Annotated in this window: 13 protein-coding genes and 1 pseudogene; all 14 read left to right on the forward strand. The window is 63.4% G+C overall.

The window, feature by feature from the left end; all coding sequences use genetic code 11:
* The first annotated feature begins 184 nt into the window (after nt 1-184).
* On the forward strand, nt 185-1591 hold the full coding sequence (gene uxaC, locus MRY75_RS01345; protein ID WP_292305347.1) for a glucuronate isomerase: 1407 nt from the start codon (nt 185-187) through the stop codon (nt 1589-1591).
* A gap of 23 nt (nt 1592-1614) precedes the next feature.
* Complete coding sequence (locus tag MRY75_RS01350) at nt 1615-2595, forward strand: TRAP transporter substrate-binding protein (RefSeq protein ID WP_292305348.1); 981 nt, start codon at nt 1615-1617, stop codon at nt 2593-2595.
* A gap of 68 nt (nt 2596-2663) precedes the next feature.
* The gene (locus MRY75_RS01355) at nt 2664-3173 is read left to right on the forward strand and encodes a TRAP transporter small permease (protein ID WP_366934897.1); all 510 of its coding nucleotides are present in this window, start codon (nt 2664-2666) and stop codon (nt 3171-3173) included.
* The gene (locus MRY75_RS01360; protein ID WP_292305350.1) at nt 3173-4453 is read left to right on the forward strand and encodes a TRAP transporter large permease; all 1281 of its coding nucleotides are present in this window, start codon (nt 3173-3175) and stop codon (nt 4451-4453) included. The genes MRY75_RS01355 and MRY75_RS01360 overlap by 1 nt, the downstream gene beginning before the upstream one ends.
* A gap of 7 nt (nt 4454-4460) precedes the next feature.
* A complete protein-coding gene (locus MRY75_RS01365) occupies nt 4461-4766 on the forward strand; it encodes a cupin domain-containing protein (RefSeq protein WP_292305351.1) in 306 nt (101 codons plus the stop codon).
* 18 nt (nt 4767-4784) lie between these two features.
* Nucleotides 4785-5609 (forward strand): 5-dehydro-4-deoxy-D-glucuronate isomerase, encoded by an 825-nt coding sequence (gene kduI, locus MRY75_RS01370; protein WP_292305352.1) that lies wholly within the window; start codon nt 4785-4787, stop codon nt 5607-5609.
* Nucleotides 5606-6346, forward strand: coding sequence for a 2-dehydro-3-deoxy-D-gluconate 5-dehydrogenase KduD (gene kduD, locus MRY75_RS01375; protein WP_292305353.1), 741 nt, complete (start codon nt 5606-5608; stop codon nt 6344-6346). Before kduI ends, kduD begins: the two co-directional genes overlap by 4 nt.
* Nucleotides 6324-7748, forward strand: coding sequence for a mannitol dehydrogenase family protein (locus MRY75_RS01380; protein WP_292305359.1), 1425 nt, complete (start codon nt 6324-6326; stop codon nt 7746-7748). The genes kduD and MRY75_RS01380 overlap by 23 nt, the downstream gene beginning before the upstream one ends.
* Nucleotides 7745-8917, forward strand: coding sequence for a mannonate dehydratase (gene uxuA / locus MRY75_RS01385; protein WP_292305354.1), 1173 nt, complete (start codon nt 7745-7747; stop codon nt 8915-8917). The genes MRY75_RS01380 and uxuA overlap by 4 nt, the downstream gene beginning before the upstream one ends.
* On the forward strand, nt 8910-10433 hold the full coding sequence (locus MRY75_RS01390) for a UxaA family hydrolase (RefSeq protein WP_292305355.1): 1524 nt from the start codon (nt 8910-8912) through the stop codon (nt 10431-10433). The genes uxuA and MRY75_RS01390 overlap by 8 nt, the downstream gene beginning before the upstream one ends.
* Nucleotides 10434-10485: 52 nt before the next feature.
* Nucleotides 10486-12354: an ATP-binding protein gene (locus MRY75_RS01395; RefSeq protein WP_292305356.1), complete on the forward strand. Its 1869-nt coding sequence runs from the start codon at nt 10486-10488 to the stop codon at nt 12352-12354.
* Nucleotides 12351-13694, forward strand: a complete 1344-nt coding sequence (locus MRY75_RS01400) for a sigma-54 dependent transcriptional regulator (protein ID WP_292305357.1) — start codon at nt 12351-12353, stop codon at nt 13692-13694. Before MRY75_RS01395 ends, MRY75_RS01400 begins: the two co-directional genes overlap by 4 nt.
* A 216-nt stretch (nt 13695-13910) precedes the next feature.
* Nucleotides 13911-14900 carry a TAXI family TRAP transporter solute-binding subunit gene (locus MRY75_RS01405; protein ID WP_292305358.1) on the forward strand — a complete coding sequence of 330 codons (990 nt, stop codon included), beginning with the start codon at nt 13911-13913 and terminating at the stop codon, nt 14898-14900.
* A gap of 144 nt (nt 14901-15044) precedes the next feature.
* Nucleotides 15045-15867: pseudogene (locus tag MRY75_RS01410) on the forward strand (TRAP transporter permease); the annotation flags it as partial.

Here is a 15867-nt window from a genome sequence, read left to right on the forward strand (position 1 = left end):
ACCCGGACGCAGATATCGAGTGCGCGAGACAAACCTGAACCAAGGGAAACCGGCCTCGTGACTAAAAGCCTGCGGCTTCATGAATTATCCGGGTTAGTTGACGGGGAAAAATTGCCAAACTAGGATATTAGTCATCAGCGGTCGGTCAAACGCCATGCGCCGTTGGAGAAAAACGGGAGGAATCATGGCGCTACTGGATGAGAATCGGCTGTTTTCGCCTGACCCGGTTTTGCGCCGGTTGTCCCGTGACCTGTATGACACGGTCCGCGATTTGCCGATCATCAGCCCCCACGGCCATACCGACCCGCAATGGTACGCTGAAAACGCCGCGTTCCCCGATCCGGCCCGGTTGTTCGTGACGCCCGATCACTACGTGTTCCGCATGCTGCATTCGCAGGGTGTTCCGCTTGAGGCAATGGGCGTGCCCCGTGTCGATGGCGGAGAGACGGAACAGGACCCGCGCAAAATCTGGCGGCTCTTTGCGTCGCACTATCATCTGTTCCGGGGCACCCCTTCGCGGATCTGGATCGACCACGCGCTGCAAGAGGTGTTCGGCGTGGATCAGCGCCTGTCGTCCGAGACCGCCGACGCGATCTATGACCAGATCGACGATTGCCTGAAGCAGGAGGCGTTCCGTCCCCGTGCTTTGTTCGAGCGGTTCAATATCGAGGCGATCTCGACCACCGAAAGTGCGATTGACGATCTGAAATGGCACCGCATGATCCGCGACAGCGGGTGGGGTGGAAAGGTCATCACCGCCTATCGCCCGGACGCGGTGGTCGACCCGGAGTTTCAGAACTTTGCCGCCAACGTGGAGCAGTTTGGCGAGATGGCGGGCGAAGACGCGACCACGTGGCAGGGCTACCTTGCCGCGCATCGCAACCGGCGCGCCTATTTCAAGGAATTCGGCGCGACATCCTCGGATCACGGCCATGCCACGGCGCGCACCGAAGACCTGCCGCAGGAGGTGGCGGCGGCGCTGTTCGACAAGGCGCTGCGCGGGGTTTGCTCCGAAGACGAGGCGGATACCTTCCGGGGTCACATGCTGACCGAGATGGCGCGGATGAGCCTTGACGACGGTCTGGTGTTGCAAATCCACCCCGGATCGGCGCGCAACCATTCCGACGCGATCATGGCGCGGTTCGGGCGCGACAAGGGGTATGACATTCCCACGCGCACTGATTACGTCCATGCGTTGCGCCCGCTGCTGAACACCGTGGGGGAACGGTCCGATCTGACGATCATCCTCTTTACGCTGGACGAGACATCCTATGCCCGCGAATTGGCACCTCTCGCGGGTGTCTATCCTGCGCTGAAACTCGGACCTCCGTGGTGGTTCCATGACAGCTTTGAAGGGATGATACGGTTCCGCGAAATGGCGACGGAAACCGCCGGGTTCTACAACACGGTCGGGTTCAACGACGACACCCGTGCCTTCTGTTCCATCCCCGCGCGTCACGACGTGGCGCGGCGGGTCGATTGCGCGTTCCTTGCCAACCTGATCGCCACCGGGCGGCTGGCAGAGGACGAAGCATTCGAGGTCGCACATGACCTCGCGTACCGGCTTGCAAAGCAGGCTTACCGGCTCTGAGAGCCATTTTCTGGGAGGAAACCATGAATTACGTCAAAACACTCGGGGCGGCCCTGCTGGCCAGCGTCGCCTTTGTCTCGGCCGCATCGGCCTGCGAAGTGACGCTGCGGTCGTCGGACACCCACCCCGAAGGCTACCCGACCGTCGTCGCGGTGCAGAAGATGGGCGAGATGCTCGAAGAGCGCACGGGCGGCAAACTCTGCATCGAAGTATTCCACTCGGCCCAGCTGGGGCAGGAGAAGGACACGATCGAACAGACCCAGTTCGGCGTGATCGACATGAACCGTGTCTCGCTTGGGCCGTTCAACAATATCATCGAAGAAACCCAGGTGCCGTCGCTGCCCTTCATCTTCCGCTCGACCGATCACATGCACCGCGTGATGGATGGCCCTGTCGGTCAGCAGATCCTCGATGCGTTCAGCGATCATGACCTTGTCGGTCTGGCGTTCTACGACGGTGGGTCGCGCAGCTTCTACAACTCGCAAAAGCCGATCCGGTCGATCGAAGACCTGGCCGGTCTCAAGTTCCGCGTGATGCAGTCGGATATCTTTGTCGACATGGTGTCGGCCCTCGGCGCCAACGCGACCCCGATGCCCTATGGCGAGGTCTATTCCTCGATCCAGACCGGTGTGATCGACGGGGCCGAGAACAACTGGCCGTCCTATGACAGCTCGGGCCATTTCGAAGTGGCCAAGTATTACACGCTGAACCAGCACCTGATCGTGCCCGAGGTTCTGGTGATGTCGAAGTCCAGCTTCGACAAGCTGTCCGCCGAAGAGCAGGAGATCGTCCGTCAGGCGGCCCGCGATTCCGTACCGCTGATGCGTGAACTGTGGCAGGAGCGCGAAAAGGTGTCCGAGCAGCGCGTGCGGGATGCCGGTGTCGAGATCATCACCGATATCGACAAGACGCCGTTCATCGAAGCGATGGTGCCGGTCTACCAGAAATACGTGACCTCGCCCAAGCTTCAGCAGATGGTCGCTGACATTCAGGCCACCGAATAATCCAAGGCCCGTCCCAAGGCACCGGTTTTGGGGCGGGCATTCCGAGCAGGGTGGGCAGGCCTGACATGATGAAAACGATTGCGCTTTTGACCGGGCGTTTGGCGCGTGTTGCCTTGTGGGTCGCCGGGATCGGGCTTGTCCTGATGACCTTGCTGATCGCGGCGCAGGTGTTCTGGCGCTACGTGCTGAACGACAGCATCATCTGGACCGAACCCGCGTCGGTCATGATCATGGGTTGGTTCATCTTTCTGGGCGCTGCCGTCGGTATCCGCGAAGGGTATCACCTGTCCTTTGACGTGCTTCTGTATGTCGTCCCGCACCGCATCAAGATGGTGTTGCATTCGATCTCGGATCTGGCCGTCAGCGGCTTTGGCATCGGCATGATCTGGTACGGCTGGCAGCTTGCCGAAAAGACGGCTGGTAACAAACTGCCGGGCCTCGGAATTTCCGGCGCGTTCGACTTCGCGCCCATCGTCGCGGGCGGTGTTCTGATCGTGCTCTTTTCGGTCGAGCGCATCGCGCGCCGCGCTGCGGGGCTGCCGACCGCGCGGTTCGGTGAAGAGGCGGAGATCGATTGATGGAACTCTATGTCCTTTTCGGAACTTTCACGTTTCTGCTGCTGATCGGCACACCGGTTGCGTTCTGCCTTGGTGTGTCCAGCTTTGCCACCATCGCCTATCTGGGCCTGCCGCCCGTCGTCGTGTTCCAGCGTCTAAACTCCGGCGTGTCGGTGTTCGCGCTGATGGCGATCCCCTTCTTCATCTACGCGGGCGATCTGATGGTGCGGGGTGACATCGCCCGGCGTCTGGTGGCGCTGGCCGGAGGGTTTGTCGGCCATCTGCGCGGCGGGTTGGGGCAGGTGAACGTGCTGTCCTCGGTCATGTTCGGCGGTGTTTCCGGGTCGGCGGCTGCCGATGCCAGTGCGGTCGGTGGCCTGATGGTGCCGCAGATGAAAGAGCGCGGTTATGACACGGATTATGCGGTGAACATCACCGTGGTGAGTTCGATCATCGCGCTGCTGCTGCCGCCGTCGCACAACATGATCATCTATTCCATTGCCGCCGGAGGAAAGATCTCGATTGCCGATCTCTTCACCGCCGGGATCATTCCGGGCTTCCTGCTGGCTGGCCTGCTGATGCTGGCGGCGTGGTGGATGGCGGTGCGCAAGGGCTATCCGACGCAGCCGTTTCAGGGCGTGCGGATGCTGGGCACGCTGTTCGTGTCCGCCGCACCGGGTCTGATCCTTGTCGCGATCATCTTCGGCGGCGTGCGGTCGGGCATTTTCACCGCGTCCGAGTCCTCGAACATCGCGGTTGTCTATGCGCTTCTGGTGACGTTTTTCGTCTATCGCAGCCTGAGCTGGCACGATTTTATCGAGGCGACCTTTGCCGCCGTGCGCACCACCGCGATGGTGCTCATGGTCATCGGCTGCGCTGCGGCCTTTGGCTGGCTCCTGGCCTACACACGGGTGCCCGCGTCGATGGTGGCGCTGTTGCAGGGCGTGTCGGACAACCCGATCATCATCCTACTGCTTTTGAACCTCGTGCTGCTGATCCTTGGCACCTTCATGGACATGTCGCCGCTCATCGTGATCACCACGCCGATCTTTCTGCCGGTGGCGACCGCCTTTGGTGTCGATCCGGTGCATTTCGGGGTGATCCTGATCCTGAACCTTGGCATCGGGCTCTGCACGCCACCTGTGGGCGCGGTGCTGTTTGTCGGTTGTGCGGTGGGCCGTATCCCGGTCTGGGATGCGGTGCGCACGATCTGGCCGTTCTACGGCGCGGCTTTCGCGACGCTGATGCTTGTCACCTATATTCCGGCGCTGTCGCTCTGGCTGCCGTCGCTCTTCAGATGAGGCTGCCATGACCTATCCCGTTGTTCCAACCGATCCGGGTGTGACCCGGCAAGTGCTGGCCGAAAACCCCGATCTGATGGTCGTTGCGTTCCGCTTTGAAGACGGAGCCGAAGGCAAGCTGCATGACCATCCGCATGTACAATCGACCTATGTCGAGTCCGGTCGGTTCACCTTTGTCGTCGGCGACACCGAACACGACCTTGGCCCGGGCGACAGTGTCGTGATCCCGTCGGGTGTCCGTCATGGCTGCATCTGCCGCGCGGCGGGCACGCTGATCGACACATTCACCCCGCGCCGCGACGATTTTCTCTGACCCGAAAGGCCTGACACCATGCTCAAGACGCAAACCCGCTACGCGATTGATCCGGCCACGGCCAAGACGCTGGACACCGATCAGCTGCGGGCACAGTTCCATGTCGGGGACCTCTTTACGGAGGGCGAGATCAACCTTGTCTACACGCATTACGACCGGCTGATCCTTGGCTCCGCCGTGCCTGCGGGGGGAGAATTGACGCTGGATCAGGTCAAGGAAGCTGGCACCGCGTCGATCCTCGACCGGCGCGAGATGGGCGTTCTGAACATCGGCGATGCCGGAACGGTTGCCGTGGCTGGCACAACCTACGATGTCGGGTCCGGCGAAGTGCTCTATATCGGTATGGGGTCCGGCCCGGTGACCTTTGGCGGCAACGGACGGTTCTACGTGCTGTCTGCCCCGGCCCATCAGACCTACCCGACGCGCCTGATCACGCTGGCCGACGCACGGCGCGTCGAGCTGGGTGCGCGCGAAACGGCGAATGAGCGGGTCATCATCCAGTTCCTGCACCCCGAGGTGTGCCCAAGCTGCCAGCTTCTCATGGGCTACACGCAATTCGCGGAAGGGTCGGTCTGGAACACCATGCCTGCCCATCTTCATGATCGGCGCATGGAGGCGTATCTCTATTTCAAGCTGCCCGAAAACCAGCGCGTGTTCCACCTGATGGGAGAGCCGTCCGAGACCCGGCACATCGTCATGGCCAATGAAGAGGCGGTGATCTCGCCGCCCTGGTCGATCCATGCGGGCGCTGGCACGGCCTCCTACACCTTCTGCTGGGCGATGGCGGGCGATAATGTCGATTTCACCGATATGGACATGGTGGCGATGGAGGATTTGCGGTGAAGGCCTTTTCGCTGAAAGGACGCCGCGCGCTTGTGACCGGGGCCAATACCGGCATCGGGCAGGCGATTGCCGTCGGTCTGGCCGAGGCGGGGGCGGAGGTGATCTGTGCCGGCCGCCGTGCCTGTGACGAGACCGTTTCTGCGATCACGACAGGGGGAGGGACGGCCGCGTCGGTTCTGGTGGATTTCGCAGATCCGATGGCGGGGCAGGGGTTGTTCGACGGCCAGCCCATCGATCTGCTCATCAACAACGCGGGCATCATCCGCCGTGCCGATGCGGTGGACTTCACCGAGGCAGATTGGGACGACGTGATGGACGTCAACCTCAAGGCGCTGTTCTTCACCACGCAGGCCTTTGCCAAGGCCGTGCTGGCCCGGGGCGGAACCGGGGCGGTGGTGAACATCGCGTCGCTGTTGTCGTTTCAGGGCGGCATCCGGGTCCCGTCCTACACCGCGTCGAAACATGGTGTGGCGGGGCTGACCAAGCTCTTGGCGAACGAGTGGGCCGCCAAGGGCATCAACGTCAATGCTGTCGCTCCGGGGTACATCGAGACCAACAACACCGAAGCGCTGCGCAGCGATCCGGACCGCAATCAGGCGATCCTTGACCGGATCCCGGCGGGACGCTGGGGGCAGGCCGAGGACATCGCCGGAGCCGCCGTCTACCTGTGTACACCTGCGGCGCGGTACGTGCATGGCGCGGTTCTGAATGTGGATGGAGGCTGGCTTGCCCGCTGATCTGTCGTATCGACCCAAGACCGGGATTGTGCATCTGGGTCTCGGCGCGTTCTTTCGCGCCTTTGGATGTGTGTTCATTCAGGATGCGATGGTGGCGTCGGGGGGCGAGTGGGGCATCGTGGGCGTATCCTTGCGCAGCCCGGACACGCGCGATGCGCTGCGCGGACAGGAGTGGGGATACACCTCGGTCACTCTTGCGCCTGAGGGGGAAAAGACGCGCTGGATCACCGTTCTGAATGACGTGCTTGTCGCGCCGGAAGACCCCGAGGCGGTGTTGTCGGCGATGGCGAAACCGGAGGTCCGGATCGTCACGCTGACGGTCACCGAAAAGGGGTATTGTCACAACCCGGCGACCGGCGCGCTGAACGTCGATCATCCCGACATCCAGCGGGATCTGACCCATGATGTGCCAGTGTCTGCGATTGGGTTTCTGGTCCGCGCCTTGCAGCGTCGTCGGGCTTCTGGCGACGCACCGTTCACAGTGCTGACCTGTGACAATCTACCTGAGAACGGACGGCTTGTGCGCGGTCTGGTGCTGGACTTTGCACGGCGGCTCGATCCGGAACTGGCCGACTGGATCGAGGCCGAGGGCAAGTTCCCCTGCACGATGGTCGATCGGATCACGCCTGCCACCACTGAGGCCGACATCGCGCGGGTGGCAGAATTGACCGGACGTCCCGACGCGGCACCAGTCATGCACGAACCCTTTGCGCAATGGGTGATCGAAGACGATTTCGTCGGCGATGCGCGTCCCGATTTCGGGGCGGCTGGTGTCGAGATGGTGCAGGACGTGACGGCGCATGAACAAATGAAGCTGCGCATGCTGAACGGCACCCATTCCGCGCTGGCTTATACCGGCTATCTCGCTGGGCATGAGACCATTGCCGACACGGTGTCCGATCCGGTCTTTGCCACCTATGTCCGGCGGCTCTGGTCCGAGATTATACCTGCAGTGCAGGCCCCAGAGGGGGTGAGCCTGACGGAGTATGCCGACGCGCTGTTCGACCGCTATGCCAATCCACGGATTCGCCACAGGACATGGCAGATTGCGATGGATGGCAGTCAGAAACTGCCGCAGCGCATCCTGGGCAGTCTGGCGAGCAACCTGTCGGCGGGGCGCGAGTCGCCGGCGCTCTGCCTCGCTGTGGCGGCGTGGATGCGGTATGTCGGCGGGGTGAATGAACAGGGGCAGGAGATTGACGTGCGCGATCCTCTGGCAGCGCGACTGCGGGATGCGTCGGAAAGTGCGGAAACCCCCGAGAGCAAGGTTGCGGCCTTGCTGGCCATCCGCGATGTATTCCCGGCGGATCTGGCAGAGCGGTTGTCAGACCCCGTGACCCAAGCCGCGGTCCGGCTTTGGAGCAACGGCACACGCGCCGCGGTCGAGGAGGTCGCGCGATGATCGAAACGTGGCGCTGGTACGGAGAGTTCGATCCGATCACGCTGGCCGAGGTGGCGCAGACGGGGGCCTCTGGCATCGTCAGCGCGCTGCACGCCATCCCCTATGGTGAGGTCTGGCCGCGTGAGGCCATCGCCGCCCGCAAGCGCGCCATCGAAGAGGCGGGGTTCGTCTGGTCCGTGGTCGAAAGCCTGCCGGTGCATGAGCGGATCAAGAAAGGCGAGGGCGACCTGTCGGCGCTCTTCGCCAATTACCGTCAGTCGATGTCCCATCTGGCGGAAGAGGGCGTGCGGACGATCTGCTACAACTTCATGCCGCTCCTGGATTGGACACGGACGGATCTTGCCGCCCCGGTCGCTGGCGGTGCGACCTGTCTGCGGTTCGAGGCGACGCATATGGCGGCGTTCGAGATTCACATGCTGGGGCGTCAGGCCGCCGAGGACGATTACAGCGACGATGTGCGCGTCCGCGCCGCCGCATGGTATCAGCAGGCCAGCGAGGCGGAGCGTGACAAACTGCTCAGGTCGATCATGGCGGGGATGCCGGGGGCGTTCGACCGCTACGACATTCCGGGCCTGCGCACGGCGCTGGCTGCCTATGACGGTATCGACCGGGACGCTTTGCGCGCGAATTATGCACGATTCCTGGCTGAGGTCGTGCCGACCGCCGAAGACCTTGGCATTCGGCTTTGCGTTCATCCCGACGATCCGCCGCGCGACATTCTTGGCCTGCCGCGCATTGTATCGACGGGCGATGATCTGGAATGGATACTGGCAACGCAGGACAGCCCGGCCAATGGCGTGACGCTCTGCTCCGGCTCGCTTGGCGCGCATCCGGGGAATGATGTGCCTGCCATTGCCGCGCGGGTGGCCGACCGCATCCATTTTGCGCATCTGCGCAATGTGCGCAAAGAGGCGGATGGGTCGTTCGAGGAAGCAGCGCATCTGGACGGTGATACGGATATGGTGCTGCTCCTGCGGGTGCTCTTGCGCGAAGAGGCGCGGCGCAGGGCCGAGGGGCGCGCGGATCATGTGATCCCGTTCCGCCCGGACCATGGTCATCACATGCTGAGCGATCATGACCGCGATTTCGTGCCGGGCTATCCGCTGATCGGACGGTTGCGCGGGCTTGCGGAATTGCGCGGTGTGATCCGGGGGATTGGTCATGCCTGAACCGCTGATCCTGCATCCGTCGGACAACGTGGCGGTTCTGACGACGCGCGTTCAGGCGGGCGAGGACCCTTTGGGGCTTGGGACACCGCTTCCGGCGTCTCTGTCAGCGGGGCACAAGATCGCGCGTCACGACATCGGAGCGGGCGACGCGGTGGTCAAGTTCGGGCAGTTCATCGGCAAGGCGACCCGCGCCATTGCCGCCGGGGAGCATGTTCACACGGACAATTGCGTGTTCGACAACCCCGAGCAGACCTATGAAATCGGGGCCGATCTGGCGGTGGCAGAGGCCGCAATCCCTCGGAGCGAGCCTCTGACGTTCCAAGGCTATTTGCGCCCTGACGGACGGGTGGGTACACGCAACTACATCGCGCTTCTCGCGACGGTGAACTGTTCCGCCACGGTGATCCGCCGCGCTGCGACCGAGATCGAGGATGGCGGTCTGCTCGATCCCTATCCGAATATCGACGGGATTGTCGCGCTGGCGCATGGTACGGGCTGCGGCATGGCGGGCAGCGGGCCGGGGTTCGAGATCCTTGACCGGGTGCTCTGGGGGCATGCCACCCATCCGAATGTGGGTGCCGCGGTGTTTGTGGGACTGGGCTGTGAAGTCATGCAGATCGCACGGATGCAGTCGCATTTCGGGGCCGAGGGCACATCGCATTTCCACGGGCTGACCATTCAGGACACTGGCGGCACGCGCGCCACGATTGACGCGATCAAGGATCACGTGGTCCGGCTTTTGCCGCAGGTGAACGACGTGTCCCGCAGCGCGCAGCCGATGTCCGCGCTGCGGGTGGCACTTCAATGCGGCGGGTCGGACGGGTTTTCCGGGATCACCGCGAACCCGGCGCTGGGTGTGGCGAGTGATCTGCTCGTCGCGCAGGGCGGCACCGCGATCCTGTCGGAGACGCCCGAGATTTACGGGGCCGAACAACTGCTGCTGCGCCGCGCCGCATCTGACGCGGTGGCGCAAAAGCTGATCGGTCAGATTAAATGGTGGGAGCAGTACACGACGCTGAACGGCGGATCGCTCGACAACAACCCGAGCCCGGGCAACAAGCAGGGCGGGATCACCACCATCCTCGAAAAATCGCTGGGTGCGGCGGCCAAGGGCGGGTCCACGCCGTTGACGGCGGTCTATGACTACGCCGAACAGGTGAGCAGCCGCGGTCTCGTGTTCATGGACACGCCCGGGTACGACCCTGTCTCTGTCACAGGGCAAATCGCGGGTGGGGCGCAGATCGTTGTCTTCACCACCGGACGCGGATCTGCCTTTGGGTCAAAGCCCGCACCGACGATCAAGCTGGCGACCTCGGACCGGCTGTTCCAGCAGATGCCCGATGACATGGACCTGAACACCGGCGATGTCCTTTCTGCAGGTGTCAGCATCGCCGACAAAGGCCGCGAGATTTTCGATCTGATCCGCGCCACGGCTTCGGGGCAGGCTACCAAATCGGAACGTCTGGGTCTTGGCGATCATGAATTCGTCCCCTGGCAGATCGGTGCGGTGATGTAGGCCCGCGCGGGCGCGGCTTGTCTCGGCCTGCAATTCGACGCATCTTCGCGCCATGACGGCAACGCTGCACACAGAGCAAAAGCGCGTAACGCGCCGCTGGGCCATTGGGCTGGTCCTCGGCGGCGTGGCCGTGCTTCTGGCGATGCTTGTGCTGCTGCTGCCTGCGCTTGAGCGGGTGTATCTGAGCCAGATCGGCAAACGCGAAGCGCCGACGCTCACGCTCGCGGTGGAGGGTCTGACAGGATCGCTGCGCCGGTTCGAGGCGCTGCCGGGCCTGATCGCAGAACGCCCCGATCTGGCCCGCGCGCTGCGTGAGCCGTCGAACGGGGATGTGATCGACAGGGTGAACGACGCCTTGCACCGTACGGCAGAAGAGGTGGGCCTGTCCGACATCTTCCTGATCGACCCGACCGGCCTGACAATCGCGGCCAGCAACCACTGGAAGGAACTGTCCTTCGTCGGTCAGAATTTTGCGTACCGGCCGTATTTCACAGGTGCCCTTGACGGGGAACAGGGGCGGTTCTTCGCGTTGGGCACCACCTCTGGCGAGCGCGGGTATTTCTTTGCCGAAGCGGTGCGGGATGGCGAAGCCATCCTGGGTGTGCTGGCGGTGAAGTTCACCGTCGATGCGTTCGAGGACGCGTGGCGCGACGGCAATAACGAGATCCTCGTGCTCGACGATGCCGGGGTGATCTTCATGGCCAGCCGTCCCGAGTGGCATTTCCGGTCGCTGGGGCCACTTGGCGCAGAGGCCCGGGCGACCATCGAAGACACCAAGAAATACCCGATGGATCAGCTTCAGCAACTGGATGTCACGCAAGACCCGTTCGACGCCGGTTTCCAGAGGTTGCAGATCACGGGCGACGACGGAACCATCAACCGCTATGTCATGCAGAGCCAGATGATCCCCGAAGCGGGCTGGACGGTGTCGCTGCTGACCCCGGGCGAACAGGCGTGGACGCGGGCGCTCGGCACTGTCGCGTTGACTGCGCTGCTGCTGCTGCTGGTGGGGCTGATTGCAACCGTGGTGATCCAGCGCCGCGTGCAGCTGCAGGAGCGGATCCGCGCAGCATTGTCGATGCAGGAAGAGCTGGAACGTCGCGTGACCCAGCGGACGGCAGAGCTCAAGGAAGCCAATCGCCTGATCACGCAGGAGGTGGAAGAACGGCGCGCGGCCGAGACCCTGCTGCGCCAGACGCAGACCGAACTGATCCAGGCGGGCAAGCTTGCGGCGTTGGGCCAGATGGCGGCGGCGCTCAGCCACGAATTCAACCAGCCGCTGGCCGCCGTGAAGTCCTTTGCGCGCAATGCCGGCGCCTATCTGGATCGCGGAGAGCCCGAAAAGGTGCGTCAGAACGTGGGCATGATCGACGACATGGTGGACAGGCTGGCTGCGATTTCGACCCATCTGCGGAACTTTGCGCGGCGCCCCGGCGAAAAGACCGAACCTGTCCTACTGAACCGGGCGTTGGATACGGCACTGGTCATTCTGGAGCCCAAGATGCGCGCGTCGGGCTGCCGGGTGCAGCGGGACGAGATCGACGGCGAGCTTTGGGTTCAGGGCGGTCAGGTGCGGTTGCAACAGGTCTTCGTGAATCTGCTCAGCAATGCGGTGGACGCCATGGCCGATCTGCCCGAGCCGGTCGTCGAGCTGTCGCTGGATCGGGAAGGCGCACTGGTGCATGTGCGGGTGCGCGATCAGGGCCCCGGCATGACCGAGGCCGAAATCGCGCAGCTCTTCGATCCGTTCTTTACCACCAAGGAACCGGGCAAAGGGATGGGGTTGGGGCTGTCGATCTCATACAACATCGTGCGTGATTTCGGCGGGACGCTGGAAGGGCGCAACCATCCCGAAGGCGGCGCCGTGTTCAGCGTGACGCTGAAACGGGCCGAAGCCCCGTCGCTGGCGGCCGCAGAATGACCGTGCCGGGGCCCGTTCTCTTCGTCGATGACGAGGAGCCTCTGCGCATTGCGGCGCAGCAGACACTGGAACTGGCCGATCTCGATTGCACCTGTTTCGACCGTGCCGCAGACGTCTTGCCGAAGATCGGACCGGAGTTTCCGGGGATCGTCGTGACGGATATCCGCATGCCAGGGATGGATGGGACGGATCTCTTGCGTGCGGCCCTGCAGAAAGACCCCGAGATCCCAGTGATCCTCGTCACGGGGCACGGAGATCTGGATCTTGCCGTTGGGATGATGCGCGAGGGGGCTTATGATTTCATCGAAAAGCCCTATGCGCCGGAGCGTTTGGTCGACGCGGTGCGCCGCGCGCTCGAGCTGAGGCGGCTGACGCTGGAGAACCGGCAGCTTCGGTCGCAGATGGCGCCGCTGATCGCCACGATGGACAGTCTGCGCGGCTTCAGTCCCGAAATGGAGTTCGTGCGCAAGCAGATCCGCGCTGTGGCCGCGAGCGATGCGGACGTCTTGATCGTCGGTGATACCGGAACCGGCAAGGGGCTGGCCGCACAGGCGCTGCATGCCGCCAGCCGCCGGGCCGACCGGCCTTTCGTGGCCATCAATTGCGCGGCTCTTCCGGCCGAGATGATCGAGAGTGAGCTTTTCGGACACGAGCCCGGCGCCTTTGCCGGAGCGACGCGGGCCCGTGCGGGCAAGTTCGAACATGCCCGTTGGGGCACCGTGTTTCTTGACGAGATCGACAGCCTGCCGGTCGCACTTCAGGCCAAGCTGCTGCATGTGGTGGAGACCCGTTCGATCAGCCGTCTTGGGTCGCATGACCCGATCGACCTCGATGTGCGCTTCGTGGCGGCGGCCAAGACCGATCTGGAGGCGGCGGCCGCCGAGGGGCGGTTCCGCAGCGATCTGCTGTACCGGCTGAACGTGGTGACGATCCGGATGCCGTCGCTTGCGGCGCGGCGGCAGGATATCCCGACATTGTTCCTGACCTTTGTGGGCCAGATGGCGGAGCGCCATCGCCAACCGGTGCCGCAGGTTCCAGGGGCCGTTCTGGACGCCATTGCGGCGCGGGACTGGCCCGGAAATGCGCGCGAACTGCGCAACGCGGCCGAACGCTATGTGCTGGGGCTGCACGAGGCGACCGAGCCCGCCAGCCCGGCCACCCGGACGCTGGCGGACCGCGTGGCGGATCATGAGCGCGCTTTGATCGCGGCCAGCCTTGCCGCCAATGCGGGGCGGCTCAAGGACACCTACGAGGCGTTGGGAATCTCGCGCAAGGCGCTTTACGAGAAGATGCAGAGATACGGTCTGGACCGCGAAACCTTTACCGAGGGCGAGAGCTGATCGCCAAGGGCGCCGGGCTTTGTGTCGAGTTCCACACACAAAACGGGCGCTTTGTCACGTTCCCGACCCATGCGCTTCGAGAATCTGCATTTTGCCCAAATTGTTGGCGTTAACGGCGCTATGCCTGCGGGCGTCTCGCGTGGTTCCTCAGCGCTGACCCGGCGGAACAACGCATGGCCGGGCTTTCTACTTCATCTATGCGTTCGGGAGGAACCAATGCAGAAGATCACAGCACTTACCTTTGCCGTCACCTGTGCCATCACGGGCCAGGCACTGGCCGAAAGCCATGTCGACCGGACTGGCTGGCCGGAGAGCTTTACCGTGGGCACCGCGTCGCAGGGCGGCACCTTCTTTGCCTATGGCTCGGGCTGGGCGAACCTTGTCGCAGAAGAGCTGGGCATTTCCGGTGGCGCCGAAGTGACCGGCGGCCCGATGCAGAACATGGCGCTGGTGCACACCGGTGACGCGCAGTTCGGCATGACAACCATGGGTCCGGCCGCGGAATCGCTGGCGGGCACCAACCCGATCGCGCCCGGTCTGCAGATGACCAACGCCTGCGCGATGTTCCCGATGTATCAGACACCGTTCTCGGTGACGGCGCTTTCCTCGTCGGGCATCACCTCGATTTCGGAAATCCCGGATGGCGCGCGCATCGGCTTTGGCCCTGCTGGATCCACATCCGACACCTATTTCCCGCGCATGATGGAAGAGTTGGGCGTGAATTTCGAGCGTCGCAACGGCGGCTGGTCCGACCTTGGCGGTCAGCTGCAGGACGGTCTTCTGGATGTGATCGCCTTCGCGGCCGGTGTTCCGGTTCCGGCGGTGTCGCAGCTTGAAGTGCAGACCGACGTGAACATCATCGAGTTCACCGAAGAAGAGCAGGCCAAGATCATCGAAGCCTTCCCGGTCTCCGCGTTCGAGATCTCGGCGGATGCCTACACCACGCTGACCGCACCGGCGCGCTCTGTGTCGATGTGGAACTTCGCGATTGCCAATTGCGACCTGCCGGCAAGCTTTGTGAACGCGGCGGTCGACGTTGTCATGTCCGACAACGAGCGCATGGTGAACATCCACCGCGCGGCGACGGCCACTCTGCCGGAAAACTGGGACAAGAACACCGTCATGAAGTGGCACCCCGGTGCGGCCCAGTGGTTCAAGGACAACGCGGGCGCGGACATCCCTGACAGCATGATCCACGGCATGTAAGACGATCCAGAGGCGGCGCGACAGGGGTTCGCGCCGCCTCATTCGCATCTCGCGCGCCCCGAATGGCGCCGGACGGGATGCCTTTTTCACACAGTTTCGAAGCGCCGACGCAGGAGCCAAGGCGGCTTTGCCAGGGAGGTGGCAATGGTTGAGGAATCCAAACGGGCCGAAGACGGGCTGATCGCCGACGGGGTTGATGAAGAGCCCATTGAAGGCAACCGGCGTCTGTTGACCGGCTGGCGCATGCAGGCGGTCGCGGGCTTCGCAGCGCTTTACGCCCTGTTCCATATGGCGGCGCTCAATGGTGTGTCGATCTCGGCCTATACCGGGATCACGGTGCCGCTTTTGCCGCAATTCCCGATGGAAACCTGGAACTTCCGCATCGTGCACATTGCCGGAGCACTGGCGCTGGGCTTCGTGATCTACAACGCCGCGATGTTCTCGGACAAGGACGAGACCGCTGACGGCGGCATCTGGGGCAAGATCGCCTATGTGCTGTTCCTTCCGGCGCTTCTGGCGCTGGGAACGAGTCTCTGGTTCGCGCAAACCATCGCGTCCGGCAGCCTGCCGGAAATGGGCGGGTTGACGACGTGGCCCGCGTTTGCCGGGACTCCGATCTATTCGCAAGAGGTCTGGTATTTCGGCATTCCGCTGCTGATCGCAACGGGCGGCGGGATCGTGCTGGGCTGGCTGGAGAAAGCCCCGCGTGACCGCTTCCGCGTCTCGGACATCCTGCTCGCGGTCTGCGGGGTCGCCGTTGCGGCCTATCTGGTGGCGATCTACGGCACGGCTGCGCGCAACTCTGTCGGCACACCCTTTGTGCCCATCGGCGTCGCTTTCGCTGCGACGGCCGGGTCTGCGATGATCCTAGAACTGACGCGCCGGGTGGCGGGTCTTGCTCTCGTCATCATCACTGGCGTGTTCCTTGTCTACACTTTCGTGGCGCATCTTCTGCCCGGTATCCTCG

The organism is Marivita sp. (assembly GCF_022763305.1).
Lineage (GTDB): Bacteria > Pseudomonadota > Alphaproteobacteria > Rhodobacterales > Rhodobacteraceae > Marivita.